This is a genomic window from Rhizobium sp. BK212 (assembly GCF_014197475.1).
Classification (GTDB): Bacteria; Pseudomonadota; Alphaproteobacteria; order Rhizobiales; family Rhizobiaceae; genus Rhizobium; species Rhizobium anhuiense.
Genome location: NZ_JACIFS010000005.1, coordinates 286,054 through 309,688 on the forward strand (window position 1 = coordinate 286,054; position 23,635 = coordinate 309,688).

Sequence of the window (23,635 nt, forward strand, 5' to 3'; positions counted from 1 at the left end):
ACCCCGCCCCATTACAACCGCAACTCATGGAAACCCATGCATTGCGCGGGGATGTGGCCGCCGTGCCCGGAATCGGTGTTCGTCGCGAACGAGCAATTGGAGACCCTAAACCTTGGAGTGGTTTCGCTAGACGTACGGCTAAGGCGACCGGGCCCCATGGACGATGGAGAGCGCCCGGCTTTCCAGTCATTGTCGGTCCGGTCGATCTCGAGACGTTGAAGACGATCCGTCCGCGATCTCGTCGCCATTCGCGCGGTGCAATGCAACAAAGGATGCTGAGATGAAAATCACGGTAGCGGGAGCAACCGGTGTTGTCGGAACACGCCTCAGTGAAATCATGCGCCAGTCCGGCCACCAAGTCAGCGCCGTGTCGTTGTCGCTCGGCGTCGACACGGTTAGCGGAAAGGGCCTTGAAGCGGCCTTGGCGGGAACTGAAGTCATCGTTGACGTTACCAACGCCGCATCTTTCGGCGACAGTGCGGCGCTGGATTTTTTCAGGGCTTCGACCAGGAATTTGCTTGCCGCAGCGGCCGAGGCCGGTGTCCGGCACTATCTTGCACTTTCGGTCGTCGGCACGCCAAGTCTGGTCGAAAGCGACTATTTCCGCGCGAAAATGGTGCAGGAAAATCTCATCAGGGCTTCAAATCGACCCTATACGCTTCTCCGTTCCACACAGTTCTACGAGTTCATCAGCGGATTGATCGACACCGGTGCTGATGGTGATGTTTTCCGATTGTCTCCGGCGTTCATGAGGCCGGTGGCGGCCGGTGACGTCGCCGCATTGCTGGGGGAATTGTCAGTCGGAGCGCCGTTGAACGATATTGTTGAAATCGGCGGTCCGGATCAATTCGGTATCGATGAAATCGCCCGGATCTATCTTGCCGCGAATGAGGACGAGCGGCAGGTGGTGACAGACCCATCCGCCGCGTATTTCGGCGTCGAATTGACCGCCGGCGCGCTGCTTCCTGGCGCCGGCGCGCGCGTGGCGACCGAGAAGCTCTCCGACTGGCTCTACCAAGCGATGGCGGACTAGGGAGTCGATCATTTGATCGCGCGGCGGCACCCGGTTCATATCCACGACGCATTCCGTTGCGTGCAGGTCGGGTATCGGTCGAGGCCCTGGCGGCCAAGGGAATTGTCAAACTCGACGTGTGAGATGGCCGACCCCAGGGGGCGCTTAAAAGAAGGCGGTGGACCCTCATGTTGCCCACCGCCCACCTCCTCCCGGCGTCCGCCGCCACGGTCGGGAAGAGAACCAAATCTATCCGAACCAGGCCTTGGTTTGTATCTAAGCCGGCAAACAAAAGGGCAGTGTCGTTCACCAGTCACATAAGCATTTGTGAGGTGTGATTTGCCGCCAGGCGAATGTCATTGAAGTTGCTGCGGTCGCGGTCGCCGTTCCTGTGGATAAGCTGTGGACATCCAGTGGATGACACGATCGATCGGCGGCCGACAAAGCCCCCTATTCTAATCATATGTTGCCTATCCGTTCCGAATCTCTTCATCTTGCGTTGCTGCCGTCGACCTCCGCCGCAAACGTCGTCGACCGCACGCTACGGGCGCTCCGACATAAGTCGCGGAGCGCCCTTTCTCTTGCCGGAGGCTGGAACGCAGGCTAGAACCGTGGCGGCGGTTCCACCGCACCGTGCTTCAGTCCGGGCAGGCCAACGCGGATCGTTTCACTGGATCGGTCGTCTCGTCACAAAAGAGGCGATGCGAACCGATAGCTAAGCCTCGCATATCGTTGCTCATGCCATAGATTACGCGAATTGGCAGTCGATCAATCGTGCGACGCCGACGCCGGTGACAGGCCGGCACATGTTCATAACTTGCGGGAGCTGCATGATGGAATATCGACGTTTGGGAAAGTCGGGTCTGAAAGTGAGCGAGTTCTCTTTCGGTTCATGGGTCACTTTCGGCAAGCAGGTAAATGGAGGCGACGCCGTCGATCTCATGAAGCTTGCCTATGACAACGGGGTGAACTTCTTCGACAATGCCGAGGGATACGAAAGCGGCAAGTCCGAAATCGTCATGGGCGAGGCGCTCAGATCGCTGGGCTGGAGCCGTGACAGCTTCGTCGTCTCCAGCAAGGTCTTCTGGGGAGGGCAGAAACCGACACAGCGCGGCCTGTCGCGCAAGCATGTGACCGACGCCTGCCATGCCGCGCTCAAGCGGCTTCAGGTCGACTATCTCGACCTCTACTTCTGTCATCGCCCGGATATCGACACGCCCATCGAGGAAACAGTCCGGGCGATGCACGATCTCGTCGCCCAGGGCAAAGTGCTCTACTGGGGTACGTCGGAATGGTCGGCGCAACAATTGACGGAAGCCTATGCCGTCGCTCGGGACTTGCGCATCACTCCGCCGACGATGGAGCAGCCGCAATACAACATCTTCGAGCGCCAGAAGGTCGAGTCGGACTACCTCCCGCTCTACGAGTTGATCGGGCTTGGCACCACGATCTGGTCGCCACTCGCCTCGGGCGTCCTCACCGGCAAATACAATGACGGTGTGCCCGCCGACAGTCGCATGAACCTGCCTGGCTACGAATGGCTGAAGGAAAAGTGGTCCAGCGATGCCGGCCGCGCCCAGCTCCGACAAGTCGGCGAGCTCGCAAAGCTCGCGGACGAGATCGGAATATCGATCACGCATCTCGCCCTTTTGTGGTGCCTCGCCAACCGGAACGTCTCGACCGTCATTCTTGGCGCATCGCGCGCCAGCCAGCTGCAGGACAATCTCGCGGCCCTCTCACACAGGCAAAAGATGACGTCTGACGTGCTGGACCGGATCGACGTGATCGCCGGCAACAAACCCGAAGAACCCCGTCGCTTCTAGGCGAAACAAATTTCTCTCGACGAGCCAAACCAAAACTCGTCGAGGGAAACTGCGGTTGGCCTACCGCAGCAGCACCGTGGTGGCCCCTCGGCGGTTGGCGTGCTTCCGATTTTTGATCGGCGCTGAGCTGCGATAGAGCAACTGCCGCTATTGAGCGGCAATGACGGCCGTTATCGCCCTGTTTCTCCTGACAGCGCCCACTTCTTCGTAGGCTCACGAATATGATGTGGGTCGAAGCGTTCAAGAAACCTTCATGAAGCTCAGGGTTGAAATGGCCTCCCCCGGCTCCAAATCTCGTCGGCGGTCTTCGAAGCACGAGGGGAGGGGCACATGGGCAATGCGTATGTCGATCGGATAGGGCGGGCCAGGTCAGGTTTGGGCTTCATTGTCGTTCTTGCCTGCCTCCTGTCCTGCCTTCCGGCATTTGCCGCGCCCGCCGATATCGGCGGTTTGACGGTGACCCTGCCCGACGCCGCTTCCGGCTGGAGGAAGGCCGCCAAAGGCAATCTCTTCATGCTGCAGAAGGATTTTCCTGAAACGGATGACGACAAGCGCGGCAGTGCTCTGATCCAGATCACCAAGCCGCTCCCGGCCGCGCGCAATTCCCTGCAGGCCGGGATGAAGACCTTCGTCGCCACGCTGCCCGACATGGCGAAGGAAGATATCCTGATCAAACATTACGGGGTGACGGTGAACGGCGACGACATCCGCGTGGAAGAACGCTGCTGCGTCCATCAGAACAATGTCAGCATCAACCAGATCGTGGTCGGCATCGCCGGCGACAAGCGGCAGGCCTATCTGCAACTCGTGCTGCTGAATGTAACCGGCGACAGAAGCAAAGGGGCGGAGGCTGATTTCGCGGCCCTCGTGCGCTCGGTGAAGCTCGATCCTTCCGACAGGGATTTCGACCTTGTTCCGGCGAGCGGCGATGGCGGGCTGGACGGCGTCTTCACCCATCTCGATACCGGCATCCGGCCGAATGTCTTCGGCGGCATGGATTTCTACTCGGACAGCACGATCAGCATGTTCGACCGGGAGGGCCGGTTCAGCACGGAGCTGCCGAAGGGCGGCCGGAGCATTGGCGAACATTGCAAGGAGACCCCGACTGATTGCGGTCTCTACAAGCTTGCCGGCGGCGGCTTCTTCTCCTCGGCCGGGTCGATCGAAATGCGCAGCGTCACCTCAGCCTACGGCACGATCGAAATCGAGACGAAACCATTCTCGAAAAAGGGTGAGGACCTGGTGATTTCAGACGCGGATTATCGCGCCGTGCCGCCATTTGATGAGGGCACGACGCTCGACGGCGAATGGGTTTCCACCTTTGCCTCGAGCGGCATGACTGCGACCTCATCGGGATCGGTGGCCTCCAGCCATACGCTGACGCTTCGTCGAAACGGCACCTTCGAACGCACGGGCTGGTCCGGCGCCTCGATGATGAACGAAATCGGCGGATCCCGATCGGGCGTCACCACATCCGGAAACCGGCCGGGCGCAAGCGGCCGCTATAAGCTTTCCGGCTATCGCCTCGACTTGACCGACGCCGACGGCAGGACGGAAAGCATGAGCATATTCGAACCGGACAACGCATCCGACGGGCTTCTGGTGATCAACGGCAACAACTACCTCAAGGACGACGGGAGATAGCCAGGTAGCATCCAAGGTATTGAATAAATTAGATTTATAAGGCTAATGCCTAAACTTCCCGGTCGGTTTGAAAGCCGCCAGGGCTGTCAGCCGTTTCGAGCCGTCGCCATGGCGCCAGCCGCCCGAAACCTGCCTGACCTGGCCAGCCGTCTCGATGGATGGAATGAGCGGCTTGGTTAAGCATTTGTAAATTGGTAACGAATCGAGGCATATAGTAACTGCGCAACTGAAGCGCTTTCGTTCAAAATTGCGCAGTTACGTGGGAAAAAGATCATGCAGCCGAGTCTTGCTCTTCAGGACGATCAAGAGCATCTCCCGTCGCTTCTGGCAACAGATGCGAAGGAGTTATCCTATCAACTTCAGCAGCATCAGGCAAAAATCTTCCCCCCGCTGTCGCAAAAGACCATCAGAACATTTTCGCCGGCGGAAGCTGCGGCCTTCATCGGCATTGGCGAAGGCTATCTCCGCCAGGTGGCTGCCGATGGCCATGGCCCCGATCCGCTCGCAAACGGACGGCGGCTTTACAGTGCCCTGGATATGGATCGGATTCGCCGGGTCCTCGACGAGCGAAACGGCACGCCGAAATATGTGCCGGCCCGCAGGCCGGGCGAAAAGCTCCAGATCGTCTCCGTCATGAATTTCAAGGGCGGCTCGGGCAAGACCACCACGGCGGCCCACCTGGCGCAGTTCATGGCGCTCAGGGGCTACCGCGTGCTCGCCGTCGACCTCGATCCGCAGGCTTCCTTGTCCGCCTTGTTCGGCCATCAGCCGGAGTTCGACGTCGGAGAGGGCGAAACCATATATGGCGCGATCCGATATGAGGAGCCGCGTCCGATCGCCGACATCGTGCGCGCCACCTACACGCCCAATCTGCATCTGATTCCGGGCAATCTCGAGCTGATGGAATTCGAGCACGAGACACCGAAGGCGATGGCCTCGGGAACGGCGGAGACGATGTTCTTTGCCCGCATCGGCGAGGTCCTGACGGAGATCGAAAGCCTTTACGACATCGTCGTCATCGACTGCCCGCCACAGTTGGGATTCCTGACGATGTCGGCGCTCTGCGCGGCAACCTCGGTCCTGATCACGGTTCACCCGCAGATGCTGGATGTCATGTCGATGTCGCAGTTCCTGACGATGACGAGTGAGCTGATGTCGGTCGTGGAAAAGGCGGGTGGTCGCACCAGCTATGACTGGATGCGCTATCTCGTGACCCGTTTCGAGCCGAACGACGGGCCGCAAAGTCAGATGACCGGCTTCATGCGGGCGATCTTCGGCAATCGAATGCTTCACAATGCCATGGTGAAGTCGACGGCGGTCGCCGACGCCGGCGTCACCAAGCAGACTCTCTACGAGGTCGAGCGGTCGCAGTTCACACGCGGAACCTATGACCGGGCTCTGGAGTCCCTCAACCTCGTGAATGGCGAGATCGAAGCGCATATTCGCTCGACCTGGGGAAGGAAATAGGAGATGGCGCGCAAGAACCTCATCGAAATCTCCGCTCCGAACCCGGCAAGGGTGGAGGCAGTCGCGCCGCGCGACAATCGTCCGATCGCCGGATTCGTGCCGCAGGAGCGCAGTGCGGCGCCGGTCGGCGGCATCACCAAGACGCTCGGCAACATTACCGAGAAAATGGAGCGGGCGAGTGAACTGGAACGGCAGCTTGCCGCCGGCCAGACCATCGTCGAGCTCGATCCCGGCCTGATCGACGCTTCCTTCGTTAGCGATCGGTTGGCGATCGATGCGGCCGAACTCGCCCAGCTTGTCGAGCAGATCCGCGAGCATGGGCAGCAGGTTCCGATCCTTGTTCGTCCGCATCCCGAAACTAGGGGACGCTATCAGGTTGCCTACGGCCATCGTCGCCTGGCTGCCGCCCGAGAAATCGGCATCAGGGTGCGCGCGGTCGTCCGCGATCTTACTGACGGTCAGTTGGTCGTCAGCCAGGGTCAGGAAAACAGCGCTCGAACCAATCTCTCCTATATCGAGCGTGCGCTCTTCGCATCGCGGCTGGAGGAACGCAGCTTTGGCCGCGATGTCATCATGGCGGCTCTCGGCGTCGATAAGGCGGCGCTGTCGAGAATGCTGATCGTCATCCGGCAGGTCCCCCTGGCGCTCGTCAACGCCATCGGCGCGGCCCCCGATATCGGCCGTCGACGCTGGTTGGAGCTGGGCGAGCGGCTGGAAGGCGCCGACATCGAGAAGATCATCGCGGAGTTGTCCGCGGACGACGCTCGCAAAATCTCAAGCGACGAGCGGTTTCATCGGGCACTCGTTCTGGCAACGAAGAGGACGGCAGCGCCGAAGCCGGCGATCTCCAAAACCCTAGTCAGCGGCGTGCCGGTGGTGATCAAAAAGACAGCATCCGGTGCAACCTTCGTCTTCGACGGCAAGACCGCACCCGGTTTCGATCAATTCGTCCAGGAAAGGCTGAAGGGCCTGTTCCAGGAATTCAACAAGGACAGAGGAGCGTAACGCGCAAAAGAAAAAGGCCCCCAACGACGCCGTCGTGGAAGCCCTTCTCAGATCTTAAGCACATCGAGAATCGCATTTCCACGAATCACAGTCAAGCGTCTTAGGCACCAAATTGGTGGATGGTTTTCTTTTGCCTGAACGAAGGTGAAGGCAAATGGAGAGTGGATATGTGACGACGCCCTTTGGGCGGCGGCCGATGTCGCTTGGCATGCTGGCAAGCCAGCAACTGGCCGAGACCATCGAGCCGGGAATGAAGCGCAGCAAGTGGAAGCTGTTCAGGGCAATCTGCGAGGCGCGGCCGGCGCTCGGCGTGACCGATCGGGCGCTGACGGTGCTCGATGCGCTTCTGACTTTCTACCCTGACGACGAGATTTCCGAAGAAAAGGGCCTGATCGTCTTCCCGTCGAATGCGCAGCTTTCGCTGCGTGCCCGCGGCATGACGGCAGCCACCCTCAGGCGGCATCTTGCCGCCCTGGTCGAGGCCGGCCTGATCCTGCGCAAGGACAGTCCGAATGGAAAGCGCTATGCGCGCCGCGACAAAGCAGGTGCCGTCGGTGAGGCCTTCGGCTTCAGCGTCGCGCCGCTGCTCGCGCGTGCGGTTGAAATCGAAAACCTGGCCGCCCAGGCGGTTGCCGACCGGGAATTGCTCAGGGTGACCAGGGAACGCCTGACGGTGTGCCGGCGCGATATCTCCAAGCTGATCGCGGCAGCCATCGAAGAGGAGGTCTCCGGTGACTGGGAGGGAATTTCGGCGATGTTCCGCACGCTCCTTGCCCGAATTCCGCGCGTTGCGACGGCCGAAGCACTGGCGCCGCTGCTCGACGAGATGGGACTGCTGCGCGATGAGATCATCAACGCATTGGAAAGACGGATAAAAACACAAAAAATAGACGCCAATGAGTCTCAGATTGAGCGTCACAAACAGAATTCAAATCCCGACTCCATTTATGAACTTGAACCAGCCTTCGAAACGAAGCAGGGCGAAAGGGCGGTGGCCGATAATGAGCCGAACGCCGAAGCGCCGGACGAGCGAAGATTGAAACAACCGAAGCCTTCCGGCGGGTTGGGCAACAAGGCAAAAGACACGGCAGATCCAGGGGCCGGGCATAGCCTGAAATCCTTCCCGCTTGGCCTCGTCCTCCAGGCCTGCCCTCAAATTCTCGACTACGGGCCGGGTGGAACGATCGGCAACTGGCGGGATCTGATGTCGGCTGCCGTCATCGTGCGCTCGATGCTCGGCGTCAGCCCCTCGGCCTATGAGGAAGCCTGCTCGGGCATGGGGCCGGAAAATGCCGCAAGCGTGATCGCCTGCATCCTGGAAAGGGGAGGGCATATCAACTCGCCTGGCGGTTATCTCCGCGATCTGACCCGAAGAACCGAGAGGGGCGAATTTGCTATCGGCCCGATGCTGATGGCGCTGGTGCGGGCAAACAGTGGAGTGCGGCGACATGTCGGTTGATTGTAAGGAAGTTGCGGCTACGACAATGATCCGCAACGCTGACAAAGCGGCAGTAAGGCAAAGAAAAACCCGCCGCTGAGGGCGGGTTTGGTTGGCGCCCCTTCGATGGAATAATCCGGCTCTGTTGCGGCAACGCTCGAGAGGACGCCGGCCGGACGATCCGAGGTTGACCGTCGACTACAACGTGCGCGTTCGCCCGAACGAACGCAGAAGAAGATTAAGAGAGACCGCGACTTTATCGATGTCGCGAATGTCCTGCGAATATTGACCAGTGTAGAGCTTCACGATCATGCTGTCGCGAGCAGAGCCAATGAGTTCGAAATACAGGTGGAGGTAGTAAGATTGCTTGTCACCGCCGCGACTTATGCTCCTGCGTCGTTGGGTGACCAGTCTGAGCTCAGATTTGAACGGAGCAAAGCCGGGCAGTTTAAGCACGACGGATTTGGATTGAAATCGGGACATGGTGGGGACCGCAACGACCGCCTTGTCCAAGGCCAAACTTACGATTTGGCCAGGGACATCGTCTACGATCGCGGGTTCATCGAGCTTGAAGGCATGAAACAAGCGTCGGGGTTTCTCAAAGCAGATGAGCGATGCGATGAGCAGCACGACGATATTGATACCTGACCACCAGGCCGCGACCGGCGAAAACTGGCCTTGTACATGCGCCGTTTCCGGGACGATGTTGACCAGCAGACCAAGGACGGTGATCATGATGATGCTTGCGATCCAGGCGAAGCTGTAGCGGTCGAACTGGTTCGACTCGTTGCCACTGCCCTTTGGCGTCACCCTGAACGGCTTGCCAAATGGTCTCACGAGACTGGAGACCACGGTAGGCAACATGCGGAATGTCGCAAAGGTCCCGACGGCGCTTGATATCACAGGCAGATAGCGCGTCGGCGTGATCCATAGCATAAGCAGAAAATACGCTGCCAGCAGCGGCACCTGATGAGACACATAATCGGCTATGTCAGTGAAATAGAGGGGGAGCAGGCCGAACCAGAGATAGACGATGGGGACGAGCAATATCATGAAGCGGACCAGATACTGCACCAGCCAGGACGCCGGCAGGAACATGATCCGTTGAAAGAGCGTCAATCCGGGGCCACGCAGCGGGCCATTATGCAGGTAAAGGGTTTGAATACCTCCCTGACACCACCGTTCGCGCTGCACAAAATAACCGGTTAGGTTTTCGGCAGCCAATCCCATCGACAGCCGCTCGTTCAGGTAGCGCGTTTTGTAGCCTTTGTTGAGCATTGAAAGAGTTGTCAGCAGGTCTTCTGTGATCGACTCCGTCGGGAATCCTCCTATTGCGTCAATGGACTTGCGGCGGGCAATCGAGCATGACCCGCAGCAGAAACTGACGTCCCAGGCGTCTCTGCTGGGCGCGATCTCGTCGAAGAACAAACGCTGCTCGTCCGGCCAGATATTCTCCAGGCCGAGGTTTGATTGCACCGGATCGGCGTTGAAGAAATGTTGAGGCGTCTGGACGATGCCGATGCTTTCGTCGCAAAAGAAGGGCAGCGTTCGGCGAAGGAAATGTCGATAGGGAACAAAATCGGCGTCGAAGACCGCAATAAACTCGCCCGAGCTGACCTTCAGCCCATTGTTCATATTGCCCGCTTTGGCGTGGTTGTTGTCGCCGCGCATGGCGTGGATGACGTTCTTTTCTTCGCAATAGGCCTTCAGCCAGTCCCGGCGTTGATCGTCAAGCACGTACACATTCAATTTGTCGGGAGGATAATCCAGCGAGCGGGCGCCGATGATGGTTCGCTCGAGCACGTCGAGTGGCTCGTTATAGGTTGGAATGAAAACATCGACAGTCGGCAGATCACGCTTGTCGCGCGCAAAGAAACCACGAGCCAGCCTGTCCGCTTCCGCGCTCCGGTCGACGTAGCGGCTCATCAATACCAGAAAAAGGATGACTTCGACGCACGCCAGAATCTCGACGACGAAGAGGATCCAAACCCAGTAGAAACTCGCACCGTTGTTGGGATAGGGAAGCACTGTCTCCGTCAAGCGCCAGAACATGTATCGCAATGCGACTGCTGCGACAAACGCGCAGGTCACCGCCCGTGTCCAGGTGTGGCGGCGCGACCAATTGAACGGCCCCAGGCAAAAGAAGGCCAAAACGAGAAGGGTCGGAACCAGCGCTACAAGATACTGAACCACAGGCTTTTCACCCAGTTGGACACATCGATGCCATGCTTGGAAAACCGTACCTGCACTGTGCGCCCCACTTGGCAGGAGTTGGCAAAGTCGTCGTTCATGAAGGATGGATCAAGGCGAACCCGAATGCGGGCATTGCGCTGGGTCGACGGCGGCAAAGTGGCGGCAAAGGAATCGGTCTCGACCGAAGCCGAACTGCCTCTGACAGAAATGACCGTGCCCTTGAAGACATCGCTGCGGCCGAACAAACGCACCTGCGCGACAAGTCCCGGATAGATCTCGTCATAATTGACCTCGGGAACAAGGATATCCACAAACAGCTCTCGACAGTCGAGGAGGCGCATCAACTCGTCATTCAGCACAACGTTCGAACCGCTGACGATACTCCTCGCCCAAACAACGCCGTCAAAGGGCGCTATCGCGGTTGCGGATTCAAGGCTGCTGACGCGATTTGCCTCTTTGACCAGCTGCTTTTGAACTTCGGTGGCTCGTGTTTCATTTTCCGCTATGCGCGAGTTCAAGTCGTTGATGCGAACGACTACCTCGTCTTCGCGCTGTCGCGAATAAGGCACGTCATTCTGTCCGTCGCCGAAGACAAAGATACCCTGGCGGACCGCATTGAGCCTTTGTTGCAATTGATCGACAGTCAGGTTGCTGATTTCGACCTCGCCGCCGGTCGCAGCGCCCGCGGCACGCGCGGCCTCAACCAGCTTCTGCGTGAGAATGCCTTTTGACTCGAGCTGCATCCGGCGGCTCAAGTCGACCTGGGCGACCAGATCCTGAGCTTGCGACACTTCGACTTTCTTCCGCAGGATTTCGACTTCGCGTTCGAGATTGGCAATGGTGGTCTGCTTGTAGACTTCCAATCTGGTAGACAATTCCTCGCGAAGCGCGGAGAGTTCCTCCCGTTCCTTTTTCAGTGCCGCGACGCGGTCGAGCGCCGTGTTGTGATCTGCCTCGAGCGACGCGAGGATTGCGCGATTAACGCGCGTATTTCTGATTTCTGCGAGGGATTGTCCCGCTTTGACCGGGCTGCCGACCTTGAGGGATTCTTCCGCAATTGTGCCATCGATTGGGGCATTAACGACCGCAAACCGCGCATTGACCGTGCCATCAAGGCTCGTAAAGCCGGTAATCGTCGGCAATGAAACGAGAGTCACCAGTGCCAGCAGCAGCAGGCCGACAACAATGCGTGTGATGCGATGGTTCCAGATCATGTTGGCATCCGAAGGTATCGCTTCTGCAGCATCCGCCCCAATCGAGCGGGGACAAACTGATGCAACTAATTCTTGTAATTTAGCGCATTGAAAAAAATAGACAAGTGATGGTCGTAAGCCTGCGGCAGAAGCAGGTCGGCTCTGGACGAAGCGCCGCATTGAAAGTCTACGGTGCCTGTTCGATCAGGGGTTTATTCCGGCCAAAACGCCTCGGAGTGATTGGGGCCTTTTGCGGTAGAACACGCAGCATCGCTCGGCTATAAAGTTCACGCCACGTTGGCCTTTTGGCGGTAACCGATGCCCAATCCTCCCGAATCCTCAGGCGAAAGCGTTGGCAAATCGAGCACGGGTGGCAATCAGCAAGCAGTTTCGGCAACGCAAGTGACCGCCTCGGATTCGCCGAGAACCACCCAGGCCGACAGTCCGCAACTCCCTCACCGACCCTTCGTCCAAACTCGCCAGGCCGCGAGCAATCTGTTACGTGCGCTGCGTCACGATTTGCAGGCAAGTCCTGTGCTGGCGAAGATCAAGTCGATGGCTTTGTTTTTGAGAACGAGGCTGACGAGGTCGATGCGGCTGGGAAGCACATCAGCTCTCACCAAATGGATGACGACTGCTCCGATCAAAGCCGGGCGCGGCATTCGCCATTGGCATAGCAAGCCGCGCGAAAGTCGCCGGCGCCGATGGCTTCTGGCGAACTGGTGGAAATTCGCTATGGGCTCGGCCTTGCTTGTGTGCCTCCTCATAGGCAGCGTGCTGGTGTGGGCACTAAAAGACGTGCCCTGGAGCGAGATTCGTGACGGAACGTTGAAGCCGATTGTTGTGCTGGAAACCGCTGACGGTGCGCCGCTCGTAAGGCAGGGACCTTATCAAGGGCCATATACGCAATACGACCAGTTCCCGTCCCATCTGATCGATGCCGTCCTTTCGATTGAGGACCGCCGGTTCATGGACCATTTCGGCGTCGATCCGAGAGGGATCGGGAGGGCGTTTCTCCGGAATTTGGAGGCTGGCTCGGTGGTGGAGGGGGGCAGCACCATCACCCAGCAACTCATCAAGCTGCAATACCTGGACAGCGATCGAACGATAAAGCGAAAGATACAGGAGGTTGTGATCGCAGTCTGGCTGGAGTGGAAGCTCGGCAAGCGGGAAATCCTGACGCGCTATCTCAACAGCGTCTATCTTGGCGCTGGCGCGACAGGCATGCCTGCCGCCGCGCGGATCTATTTCAACAAGGATATCGACGCCCTTAACTTGCCGGAATCGGCGATGCTGGCGGGGTTGCTGCGGGCTCCAAGTCAATGGAATCCCATCGACAATTTCGAAGGCGCCCGGCAGCGTAGCATGGTCGTTCTCGATGCGATGGCGACCAATGAAAAAATCACCGCGCCAGAGGCGGCGGAGGCCAAGGCGAGCTTTGCCAAGCTGCATCCAACGACGCCGACGCCGCGCTCTGGAAGCTGGTTTGCGGACTGGATTTCGCCGCAAGCGAGCGAAATCGCCGGCTCCTCGCCAGGTTCGACGTCGGTGCGAACCACGATGGTGCCGCAATTGCAGCAAATCGCCGAAAGGGTCGTGAAAGGAGCCTTGGACGGTGAAGGGAAGGCAGTCGGAGCATCGCAGGCCGCGTTGGTTGCGATGACGCCCGATGGCGCGGTCGTCGCGATGGTTGGCGGGCGCGACTATAAGGCAAGCCAGTTCAACCGCGCCGTCACAGCGATGCGCCAGCCGGGTTCCACCTTCAAGCTATTCGTCTATTACGCAGCATTGAAGGCCGGGTTCACCTTGTCTGACCAGGTTCTGGACGCGCCAATTGACATCGCTGGCTGGTCGCCAGAAAATTCCGGCGGCAACTATCGCGGTTGGGTAACGCTTGCCGAGGCGTTCGCGCGATCGCTCAATGCCGCTTCAGTGGCGCTTGCCGAAGAGGTTGGTTTAGACAATGTGATTGCCGCAGCGCGTGAACTCGGCATCGATGCACCACTCGCCAACACGCCGTCTTTGGCGCTTGGGACATCCGAAGTAAATCTGCTTAACCTCACCAGCGCCTATGCGTCCGTCCAACTCGGTAGGGCACCTGTCAAGCCCTGGGGCATCATCGACTTTCAAGCGGCAGGGCAGCCCAAGACATTTCGAGTTGGCTCACAATCAAAGCTGAACGTCGATCTTTCGCCCTACCAGTCCGATCTCCTCGGCCTCCTGCAGTTGGTGGTCGAGCGCGGTACTGGGCGTGGAGCGGACCCCGGCACGTTTGCGGCCGGCAAGACCGGCACGAGCCAGAACAATCGTGACGCCTGGTTCGTCGGCTTCACGGAAGCGCTTGTCGTCGGTGTCTGGGTTGGCAATGATGATGACGCGCCGATGAAGGGGGTGACGGGCGGCGCCCTGCCAGCGCATATTTGGCGGGATTTCATGCGCCAGGCGACGGCCGAACCTCCGCTGAATGGCGTGCGATCGACAGAAGCGGCAAACGATGGTCAAGGCGCACCGCAGTCCTGTAACATTACCGCCTGCTCGCGCAGTTACCGCTCCTTCCGGCCGTCCGACTGTACCTATCAGCCATATTCCGGCGGCCGGCGGCTCTGCGAAAAGTGACGTGGCGCGCGTAACGAGGAGTCTGCAATCACCTCTTTACAGCTAACATGTCAGTCTGCTACATCTAATCTCAACAATCGGGAGGAAGCATATTTGACCCAGAAATTCGGCCTGTCAGTCGCCCTTGCCACGCCGTTTGACAGCAATGGCGATATTGCGATCGATGCGATGATCGTGCAGGCAAGGCGAAGCCTCGCTGCAGGATGTTCCAGCGTAACCCTGTTCGGAACGACGGGTGAAGGCTCCTCCATCGGAAGCCGGGAACGTGACCGCGTCCTCGCGTCTTTCCTCGATGCGGGGATCGCGGCAAAAAACATCATCGTCGGTGTGCTGGTCGATGCCGCCGAGGATGCGGCGATCCAGGCAGATCATGCTCTTTCCCAGGGCGTTCGTAATATTCTTCTTGCCCCGCCGTCCTATTTCAAGAATGTCAGCGACGACGGTGTCTTCCAGTGGTTTTCGGCCGTCTTCGCCATTCTGGGAGACAAGGCGCGGGACATCATCGTCTACAATCTTCCCTCGCTCACCATGGTCCCGCTGACCGTGTCGCTGATCGGACGGCTGCGGACCGCCTTCCCCAATATCGTGACAGGCGTCAAGGATTCTTCCGGCGATTGGCCGTATACCGAAAGCCTGCTCAAGGCGCATGGCGATCTCATTATCCTGGTGGGCGATGAACGGCATCTTGCCAGGGGCGTGCGGCTCGGCGGCCAGGGGGCGATCTCCGGCATGGCGAATTTTGTGCCCCGCGACGTCAAGCTGATGGCCGAAGAAGGCAAGGACGATCCCCGCATCGAGGGTTTTGTGGCCGAACTGCTCAAATATCCTGTTGTCCCGGCCGTGAAAGCCATGATGGCGCACGTGGCGTCCGAAGAGATCTGGCTTGCGGTGCGCCCGCCGCTCGCTTCAATATCCGCCGAAGGGCAGGCGCAGCTCGCTCTTGCTTTCGATCGTCTTTTCCAGTCGAAAGCGGCATAGGTCAGACATGTTTCGGGAAGAGGCGATGGACGAAACGGACGAGCAGCCAACGCTGCGGGAAAAGGCGTATGCGAGCTTCACGCGCCATCTTCTTGCGCGTGACGTCCGTCCCGGCCAGTTCGTCTCCCAGCGCCGTCTCGTCGAGCTGACGGGACTGACGCTCGGCGCCATCCGTGAGCTCATCCCGAGGCTCGAAGCCGAAGGGCTGATCACGACGGTCCCCCAGCGGGGTTTGCAGATTGCTCATATCGACCTCAACCTCATTCGCGAGGCCTTCCAGCTGCGCGTGTTCCTGGAGAAGGAGGCCGTCGCGCTTTTCACCCGCTCTGCGTCTGACGAGACGATCGCCGGGCTTTTGAAGCAGCATCGGGATATCGCCGATGCCATTCGAAGCGGCGATACATCGCACGAATTGGAAGTGCACGCGCAGGCCGTCGATTGGGGTATGCACGACGCCTTTATCGATGCCCTGGGAAATTCCATCATTTCGAACGCCTATCGGGTGAACTCGATCAAGATGCGCCTGATCAGTCAGGATCGTTTTCGCATCGAAGGTCACGTCGGACCTGTCATGGGCGAGCACCTGAAAGTGCTCGAGGCGATCGAACGACGATCGGCGGAGGACGCCGTCAACAGCCTTGTCGCACACATCAATCATGCAAGAGATCGTGCGCTCAGGATATAATCGGAAATAAACAGCCGGGGGTGAGGAGATCGCCGGCAAAAGGAGGAGGAATCACATGTCATCGTTTTTGAATCCGACGAGACGCGGCTTTCTGGCGGGCACAGCCGCTTTTGGGGCGAGCAGCATGCTCGGCATGCGGCTCGCATCGGCCGCCGTCGACTGGAAGCGTTTTGCCGGCACGACGCTCGAAGTCAACCTGGTCAAGAGCCCGCGCAGCGAAATACTGCTGAAGTATCTGTCCGAGTTCGAGGCGCTCACCGGCATCAAGGTCAATGCCGAAGCGACGCCCGAACAGCAGCAGCGCCAGAAGACGACGATTGAATTGAGCTCCGGCAAGCCGAGCTTCGACGTCGTGCACATGAGCTACCATGTCCAGAAGCGGCAGTTCGAAAAGGGCGGCTGGCTTGCCGATATCAGCGGTTTCCTCAAGGACCCCTCGCTGACCGACCCGTCCCTGACGGAAGGTGATTTCGCCGAAGCCGGCCTCGCCTTCGCGAAGGATGCCGGCGGCGTTCTCCGTTCTCTTCCCTTTTCGGTCGACTACTGGATCATCTACTGGAACAAGGCGCTGTTCGAGAAGAAGGGGCTTGCTTACCCCTCGACCTTCGAAGAGCTGGCAAGTGCTGCGGAGGCACTGACCGACGCCTCGACCAACACCTACGGCTTCGTCGCCCGTGGCCTGAAGAACGCCAATACGCCGGTCTGGACGTCGCTGCTGCTCGGCTATGGTTCGAGCCCGCTCGGCCCTGACGGCAAGCTGCGCACGACATCGCCGGAAGCGATCGATGCGGCCAAGCTTTACCAGAGACTGATGACCAAAACCGCCCCTCCCGGCGTCTCCGGCTTCAACTGGGCGGAGGCGCAGTCGGCCTTCCTGCAGGGCAAGATCGGCATGTGGCTTGATGGCGTCGGTTTTGCACCGCCGATCGAGAATCCGGAAAAGTCGCGCGTCGTCGGCCAGGTCGGTTACGGCATCATGCCGAAAGGCCCGAAGGCACAGGCCGCAGGCACCTTCGGCGACGGCCTTGGCGTCGTCGCAGCAAGCCAGAAAAAGGAAGCAGCCTACCTCTTCTGCCAATGGGCGATTTCGCATGAAATGGGCGCACGTCTGCTGCAGGCCGGCGCCGGCGTTCCTTTCCGCCAATCCGTCCTCGAGGATGCGAAGGTTCGCGAAGGCGTCAAGATGCCGGGCGCGTGGCTTGATGCCGTCGTCGGTTCGGGCAAGATCTCGCAGCTCGCGCTGCCGGTCATCATTCCGGTCACCGAGTTCCGCGACATCTATGGCGTCGGTCTCACCAACATGATCGGCGGCGCTGATCCCGAAACCGAACTGAAGGCAGCGACGGCACAGTTCGAACCCGTCCTGGCGAAAAGCGAGGGATAATGGCCTCGGCAAGCATCGAAACGGCCACAGCGGCCAAGGCGTCGAAAGGAAGGAGCAAACCGGATCGATTTGCTCCCAACTACTGGCCCTTCGTCATCCCGGCGCTCATCGTCATATCGGCCGTGATCGTCTTTCCATGGGTGTTTACCGTGTGGATGAGCGTCAACAGCTGGACGCTCGGCCAAGCGCAGGTCTTTGCGGGGTGGGACAATTATGTGCGCCTCGCCGGCGACGTGCGCTTTTGGGAGTCGCTGTGGCATACGGTGCTCTATACGACGCTCTCCGTAGTGGTTCCCCTTTTTCTGGGAACGCTCGCCGCGCTGATCTTCGATGCTCAATTTCCGCTGCGCGGTCTCATCCGCGGCATATTCGTGATGCCGATGATGGCCACACCCGTCGCCATCGCACTCGTCTGGACGATGATGTTCCATCCGCAGCTCGGCGTTCTCAACTATCTCCTCTCCCTCATCGGCATCGGTCCCCAGGAGTGGATCTACAATCAGAGCAGCGTCATCCCGTCGCTGGTGCTGGTCGAGACCTGGCAATGGACGCCGCTTATCATGCTGATCGTGCTTGGCGGCCTGGCGGCGGTTCCGCGCGAACCTTATGAAAGTGCGGAGATCGATGGCGCCAATGTCTGGCAGAAATTCCGTTATCTGACGCTGCCGATGATCGCGCCTTTCCTGATGATCGCCGTGATCATCCGCAGCATCGATGCAGTGAAAAGTTTCGACATCATCTATGCCATGACCCAAGGCGGCCCCGGCACGGCGTCGGAAACGATCAACATCTATCTCTACAACACCGCTTTCGCCTATTACGATATCGGCTATGGCTCGGCCATGGCGGTTGTCTTCTTCATCCTCATCGTCCTGCTTTCTTTCGTCCTTATGATGCTCAGGCAGCGCGTGAACTGGTCCGACGGGGAGGCACGCTGATGAAGCGCAAGACGCTCGATCGCATCGGACTGCTGTTCGTCGCCCTGGTGATGATCTCGCCGGTCGTCCTGTTCTTCCTCTGGATGATCTCGCTGTCGCTGAAGTATGAAATCGACAACGGCGCCTATCCGCCGATCTTCATCCCGGAGCGCTTGGCCTGGTCGAACTATCTGAAAGTCTTCGAGGAGAACAATTTCTTCCTCTATCTCTGGAATTCGGTGCTGGTGACGGGTGCCGCCACGCTTCTGGCGCTGCTGATCGGCGTGCCCGCCGGATATGGCATCGCCCGGCTGAAGGCGGAGAAGTCCGCGATGGTCATCATGATCGCGCGCATGACACCGGGCCTTTCCTTCCTGATCCCGCTCTTCCTGCTGTTCCAATGGCTGAACCTGCTCGGCACGCTCTTGCCGCAGATCATCATCCATCTTGTGGTCACCGTGCCGATCGTCGTGTGGATCATGATCGGCTATTTCGAGACGACCCCGATGGAGCTGGAAGAGGCTGCAAGCATCGACGGCGCGACACCCTGGCAGGTTTTCCGCCTGGTCGCCTTGCCGATCGCAAGGCCGGGCATCGTCGTCGCCTTCATCCTGTCGGTCATTTTTTCCTGGAACAATTTCGTCTTCGGCATCGTGCTCGCCAGTCGCGAGACGCGCACGCTTCCGGTCGCGGTCTACAACATGCTCTCGTTCGAACAGGTCAGTTGGGGTCCGCTCGCGGCAGCCGCATTGATCGTCACCTTGCCGGTGCTGATCTTGACGGTGTTTGCGCAACGGCAGATCGTGGCAGGCCTGACGGCCGGAGCCGTCAAGTGAGCGGGTGAGACGACGGTTTTGACGACTTCTGCCTTCGACCCGCCTCCCGGTCAGGCGCGCCGCGTTTTGTGCGTCGGCGCGGCGGTTATGGATACGTTGTTTCGTGTGCGCTCGTTACCGACCGGCCAGGGCAAATTTCTGCCCTATGATATGCTGCAGATTGCCGAGGGCATGGCATCGAGCGCCGCCTTTGCCGTTGCCCGGCTTGGCGGCCATGCCAGCCTTTGGGGCGCGGTCGGCGATGACGCCACCGGCGACCGCATCATTGCCGACCTCGGCGAGAGCGGCATAGACACGAGCGGTATGGTGCGTGTGGCAGGCGCCCGCTCGGCCGTCTCGACGATCCTTGTCGATGATCAGGGCGAACGCTTGATCGTGCCTTTCTACGATGCTGGCCTGCACGAGACGGTCAAGCCGGTCACAAAACAGGACATTTCCTCCTTCGACGCGGTGCTGGTCGACGTCCGCTGGCCGAAGCTTGCGCTGCGGACGCTGTTGGCAGCGAGAGAGGCGGGCAAGCCGGCCATTCTCGATGGCGACGTTGCCGGCGATGGCGTGGTCGAGATGCTTGCGCCGGCGGCGAGCCACATCGTGTTCTCGCAACCAGCCGCTGAGCGGCTTGCGGGAACGGCCGACCCGGTGACAGTCGTCGGCCTGCTGAAGCAAAAGTTCGAGCATGCCTTCATCAGCGTCACGGCTGGCGAAAATGGCTGCTTCTGGTTCGATGACGCAACCGGCGAAGTCTGCCATCTTGCCGCTCCAAAGGTGAGAGCGGTCGATACGCTTGCAGCCGGGGATATCTTCCATGGCGCTTTCGTGTTGGCTATCTCGGAAGGCATGCCGATCGAAGAGACGATGCGCCTGTCGTCTATGGCGGCGGCGCTCAAGTGCCAGGTCTTCGGCGGTCGCACCGGCGCGCCGACCAGAGCCGAAGTCTGCAAGGTGCTTCAAGATTGGCGCCCGGCGGTGGCGACGATGAAAGTGATCACACCGGAAGAGTTGTGACAATCCAGGCAGCAACGTCGTCAATGGTGAACGCCATGGAGGTGTGCACTTGATCACGCTTGTGCTGCCACCCAAAGGCGACCAAGCCCATGCCGCCGGGTCACGGCCCTCAATCCCATATCCTCGGCCCGAGAACCGCCCACCTCGAACCTGATGCTGTCGCCAGCATTGCGCCAGTCCGCAGGTGATCGCCGGCCGCAAATGTTCATTTGAACATTTCATTCTTGCAAAGTGAACTTCGCCTGTTACCATCGGGCTCACGTTCGTAGCGGGAGGCTTCGGACCGACAACAAGTGGGAGTGAGGATGAACAAGATCGCTTTTTTCCTGTCCGCAGGATTGACCAGCCTATCGTTATCCGTTCCGGCAATGGCAGCCACGAAGATCCAGTGGTGGCACGCAATGGGCGGCGAGAATGGCGCGAAGCTTGAACAGATCGCCAAGGGGTTCAACGCATCTCAATCTGACTATGAGATCGTTCCGGTATTCAAGGGCACCTATGACGAGACGCTGACGGGCGCCATTGCTGCGTTCCGCGCCAACCAGCAGCCCGCAATCGTACAGGTCTATGAAGTTGGTACCGGCACCATGATGGCAGCACAGGGTGCGGTCTATCCCGTTTACCAGTTGATGAAGGACGAAGGTGAGGCCTGGGACCAGAGCAAATTCATTGCTCCGGTCGTCGGTTACTACTCTGACACCAGCGGCAACGTTCTGTCCTTGCCGTTCAATTCCTCGACGCCGATCCTGTATTACAACAAGGATATCTTCAAGAAAGCAGGGCTTGACCCGGAAACGCCGCCGAAAACATGGGCGGACGTTGAAGCCTTTTCGCGGACGATCATGAAGTCCGGCGCAGCTAAATGCGGTTTCACCAGCGCCTGGATCTCCTGGATCCAGACTGAGAACCTGAATGCCCTGCACGATAAGCCGTATTCTACCAAGGCCAACGGTTTTGGCGGCTTGGACGCAGAATTCACCTTCAACAATGATCTCACGATCCGCCATTGGGGCAATCTGAAGAAGTGGCAGGACGAGGGGCTCTTCAAATTTGGAGGACCTGGCGGCGGCGATAACGCTCCTCCGATGTTCTATTCTCAGGAATGCGCGATGTACATGAATTCGTCCGCCGGTCGGGCAGGGGTCATCAACAACGCAAAGGCTTTCAAGGTCGGTTTTGCGCCGCTTCCCTACTATGACGACGTTATTCCGCAGCCGCTCAACTCGATTATCGGCGGCGCCACTCTCTGGACACTGAAAGGTCGCCCGGAAGAGGAGTACAAAGGTGTCGCGAAGTTCTTCACCTACCTGCAGAAGCCGGAAGTCCAAGCCGATTGGCATCAGTTCTCGGGCTACCTGCCGATAACGGAGGCTGCCTATAAGCTGGGCCAGGATCAGGGCTATTACGAGAAGAACCCCGGAGCAGATATCGGCATCAAGCAACTGACGCGGGTGACACCCACCGACAATTCCAAGGGCATCCGTTTCGGCAACTACGTCCAGGTGCGTGGCATTATCGACGATGAGTTTGCGGCCTTGCTGGGCGGGAAGAAGACGGCGAAGGAAGCAGTTGATTCCGTGGTCGCAAGAGGCAACGAACAGCTTCGCGATTTCCAGTCCGCCAACTAATGGGCTCCGTGACGGGGGCTGGTGAAAGACCGGCCCCCGTTTCCCATCCGTCAGTGTGAGGGCCCATGCAAACCAAACGGACCGTATTTCCCAACAAGCTTTTGCCTTACCTGCTCATCGCTCCCCAAATTTTCGTGACCGTGGTATTTTTCCTTTGGCCTGCGGGAACTGCATTCTGGCAATCTTTCCTGCGTCAGGACGCTTTCGGTTTCAAAACGACCTTCGTCTGGTTTGAAAACTACCGTCGGCTCTTTGCCGATCCGATCTACATCAATGCCTTCGGCCACACGCTCATCTTCGCCATACTCGTGACGGTCCTATCAACGTCGATTGCGCTGCTCCTGGCTGCAGCGGCAATGCGCGTGTTGCGCACCTCTCGAATCTATTCGACCTTGCTCATTTGGCCCTATGCCGTCGCCCCCGCGATCGCCGGCATTCTTTGGTGGTTCATGTTCAATCCATCGATCGGCATCGTCGCCTATATGTTGCGGGCAATGGGAATCAATTGGAATCATCTGATCAATCCCGACGATGCCATGGTCCTGATCGTGATCGCGGCGACGTGGAAGCAGATTTCCTATAATTTCTTGTTCTTCTTGGCTGCGCTGCAATCCGTCCCACGCTCGCTTCAGGAAGCCGGGGCCATCGACGGAGCCGGTCCGATGAAGCGTTTCTGGACGATCGTGTTCCCGCTGATCTCACCGACGACTTTCTATCTGATCGTCATCAATATCGTCTACGCGATGTTCGACACCTTCGGCATCGTTCATGCAACCACCCAAGGCGGACCGGCGCGCGCGACGGAAATCCTTGTCTACAAAGTCTATTTCGACGGGTTTATCGGGCTGAATTTGGGCTCGTCGGCGGCACAGTCGGTCATTCTCATGGTGATCGTCGTCGCTCTGACGGCCGTCCAATTCCGTTTTATCGAACGCCGCGTACAATATTGAGGAATTCCAAGGATGGTTGAGAATCGCCCCTTCCTAAATTTCCTGGCGCACCTTGTCCTCATCATTGGCGTGACGATCGTGGTGTTTCCGGTCTACGTGGCTTTCATTGCATCAAGCCATGGCCCAAACGACTTCTTGTCAGGCGTCGTGCCGCTGACACCAGGTGGCCACATCATCGAGAACTATTCGACGATGCTCTCATCCGGGATGACGAGCTCCGGGGCGCCGCCGATCGGGCCGATGATGATCAACTCGTTGATCATGGCGGTTGGCGTCGCCGTCGGCAAGATCGTCATCTCGATCCTTTCGGCCTTTGCCATCGTCTATTTTCGGTTTCCGTTCCGGACCCTGGCATTCTGGATGATCTTCATCACCCTGATGTTGCCGGTCGAGGTGCGTATCGTGCCGACCTACAAAGTCGTCGCCGATCTTGGAATGCTGAACAATTACAGCGGCCTCATCATCCCGCTGATCGCCTCGGCAACGGCAACCTTCCTGTTTCGTCAGTTCTTTCTGACCGTCCCTGACGAACTGATGGAGGCCGCCCGCGTCGATGGAGCGGGACCGATGAAGTTCTTCCGGGATATTCTGCTGCCGTTGTCGATCACCAATATCGCGGCGCTCTTCATCATCCTCTTCGTACTCGGCTGGAACCAGTATCTCTGGCCGCTCATCATAACGACCGACCAGAGCTTCTACACAGTCGTGATGGGAATCCAGCGCATGGCAGCGGTTGCCGATGCCGAGCCCCGCTGGAACCTCGTGATGGCAGCGGTCATTCTCGCCGCCCTGCCACCCGTCCTCGTCATCGTCGCCATGCAACGCCTTTTTGTCAAAGGCCTGGTCGAAACGGAGAAATGA

Annotated in this window: 18 protein-coding genes; 16 read left to right on the forward strand and 2 right to left on the reverse strand. The window is 59.0% G+C overall.

From position 1 onward, the window contains the following. Nucleotides 1–280 precede the first annotated feature (280 nt). From FHT79_RS18715 to repC, 6 genes are all read left to right on the forward strand, one after another. The gene (locus FHT79_RS18715) at nucleotides 281–1,033 is read left to right on the forward strand and encodes an NAD(P)H-binding protein (RefSeq protein WP_183903913.1); all 753 of its coding nucleotides are present in this window, start codon (nucleotides 281–283) and stop codon (nucleotides 1,031–1,033) included. Between the two features lie 812 nt (nucleotides 1,034–1,845). Then, a complete protein-coding gene (locus FHT79_RS18720) occupies nucleotides 1,846–2,835 on the forward strand; it encodes an aldo/keto reductase (RefSeq protein ID WP_063473722.1) in 990 nt (329 codons plus the stop codon). A 330-nt stretch (nucleotides 2,836–3,165) separates the two neighbouring features. Then, complete coding sequence (locus FHT79_RS18725; RefSeq protein WP_183903914.1) at nucleotides 3,166–4,479, forward strand: hypothetical protein; 1,314 nt, start codon at nucleotides 3,166–3,168, stop codon at nucleotides 4,477–4,479. 273 nt (nucleotides 4,480–4,752) lie between these two features. Further along, nucleotides 4,753–5,946 (forward strand): plasmid partitioning protein RepA, encoded by a 1,194-nt coding sequence (gene repA / locus FHT79_RS18730; protein WP_047619065.1) that lies wholly within the window; start codon nucleotides 4,753–4,755, stop codon nucleotides 5,944–5,946. Nucleotides 5,947–5,949: 3 nt separating this feature from the next. Beyond that, on the forward strand, nucleotides 5,950–6,951 hold the full coding sequence (gene repB / locus FHT79_RS18735) for a plasmid partitioning protein RepB (RefSeq protein WP_183903915.1): 1,002 nt from the start codon (nucleotides 5,950–5,952) through the stop codon (nucleotides 6,949–6,951). A gap of 154 nt (nucleotides 6,952–7,105) precedes the next feature. Next, complete coding sequence (gene repC / locus FHT79_RS18740) at nucleotides 7,106–8,410, forward strand: plasmid replication protein RepC (RefSeq protein WP_183903916.1); 1,305 nt, start codon at nucleotides 7,106–7,108, stop codon at nucleotides 8,408–8,410. A gap of 177 nt (nucleotides 8,411–8,587) precedes the next feature. On the opposite strand, the gene FHT79_RS18745 is transcribed toward repC, so the two are convergent. Both FHT79_RS18745 and FHT79_RS18750 read right to left on the reverse strand, forming a co-directional pair. Next, nucleotides 8,588–10,582, reverse strand: a complete 1,995-nt coding sequence (locus FHT79_RS18745) for a glycosyltransferase (RefSeq protein WP_183903917.1) — start codon at nucleotides 10,580–10,582, stop codon at nucleotides 8,588–8,590. Next, a complete protein-coding gene (locus tag FHT79_RS18750; RefSeq protein ID WP_047619055.1) occupies nucleotides 10,564–11,796 on the reverse strand; it encodes an HlyD family efflux transporter periplasmic adaptor subunit in 1,233 nt (410 codons plus the stop codon). The genes FHT79_RS18745 and FHT79_RS18750 overlap by 19 nt, the downstream gene beginning before the upstream one ends. Before the next feature lie 297 nt (nucleotides 11,797–12,093). Between FHT79_RS18750 and FHT79_RS18755 the strand changes: the two genes are divergently transcribed. The 10 genes from FHT79_RS18755 to ugpE all read left to right on the forward strand — a co-directional run bounded on the left by FHT79_RS18755 (nucleotide 12,094) and on the right by ugpE (nucleotide 23,635). Next, a complete protein-coding gene (locus FHT79_RS18755; RefSeq protein WP_183903918.1) occupies nucleotides 12,094–14,391 on the forward strand; it encodes a PBP1A family penicillin-binding protein in 2,298 nt (765 codons plus the stop codon). 93 nt (nucleotides 14,392–14,484) lie between these two features. Beyond that, nucleotides 14,485–15,369: a dihydrodipicolinate synthase family protein gene (locus FHT79_RS18760; protein WP_097543795.1), complete on the forward strand. Its 885-nt coding sequence runs from the start codon at nucleotides 14,485–14,487 to the stop codon at nucleotides 15,367–15,369. Nucleotides 15,370–15,376: 7 nt separating this feature from the next. Beyond that, on the forward strand, nucleotides 15,377–16,054 hold the full coding sequence (locus tag FHT79_RS18765) for a GntR family transcriptional regulator (RefSeq protein ID WP_183903919.1): 678 nt from the start codon (nucleotides 15,377–15,379) through the stop codon (nucleotides 16,052–16,054). 55 nt (nucleotides 16,055–16,109) lie between these two features. Continuing rightward, complete coding sequence (locus tag FHT79_RS18770) at nucleotides 16,110–17,438, forward strand: sugar ABC transporter substrate-binding protein (RefSeq protein WP_183903920.1); 1,329 nt, start codon at nucleotides 16,110–16,112, stop codon at nucleotides 17,436–17,438. Further along, nucleotides 17,438–18,376 (forward strand): sugar ABC transporter permease, encoded by a 939-nt coding sequence (locus tag FHT79_RS18775; protein ID WP_047619046.1) that lies wholly within the window; start codon nucleotides 17,438–17,440, stop codon nucleotides 18,374–18,376. Before FHT79_RS18770 ends, FHT79_RS18775 begins: the two co-directional genes overlap by 1 nt. Further along, nucleotides 18,376–19,191: a carbohydrate ABC transporter permease gene (locus FHT79_RS18780; protein WP_027664817.1), complete on the forward strand. Its 816-nt coding sequence runs from the start codon at nucleotides 18,376–18,378 to the stop codon at nucleotides 19,189–19,191. The genes FHT79_RS18775 and FHT79_RS18780 overlap by 1 nt, the downstream gene beginning before the upstream one ends. 18 nt (nucleotides 19,192–19,209) lie before the next feature. After that, nucleotides 19,210–20,196 (forward strand): sugar kinase, encoded by a 987-nt coding sequence (locus FHT79_RS18785; protein WP_183903921.1) that lies wholly within the window; start codon nucleotides 19,210–19,212, stop codon nucleotides 20,194–20,196. Between the two features lie 305 nt (nucleotides 20,197–20,501). Then, nucleotides 20,502–21,824: a sn-glycerol-3-phosphate ABC transporter substrate-binding protein UgpB gene (ugpB, locus tag FHT79_RS18790; RefSeq protein WP_028758677.1), complete on the forward strand. Its 1,323-nt coding sequence runs from the start codon at nucleotides 20,502–20,504 to the stop codon at nucleotides 21,822–21,824. 65 nt (nucleotides 21,825–21,889) lie between these two features. Further along, nucleotides 21,890–22,774 carry a sn-glycerol-3-phosphate ABC transporter permease UgpA gene (gene ugpA / locus FHT79_RS18795; protein ID WP_048338469.1) on the forward strand — a complete coding sequence of 295 codons (885 nt, stop codon included), beginning with the start codon at nucleotides 21,890–21,892 and terminating at the stop codon, nucleotides 22,772–22,774. A gap of 12 nt (nucleotides 22,775–22,786) precedes the next feature. Then, nucleotides 22,787–23,635 carry a sn-glycerol-3-phosphate ABC transporter permease UgpE gene (gene ugpE, locus FHT79_RS18800; RefSeq protein WP_028758675.1) on the forward strand — a complete coding sequence of 283 codons (849 nt, stop codon included), beginning with the start codon at nucleotides 22,787–22,789 and terminating at the stop codon, nucleotides 23,633–23,635.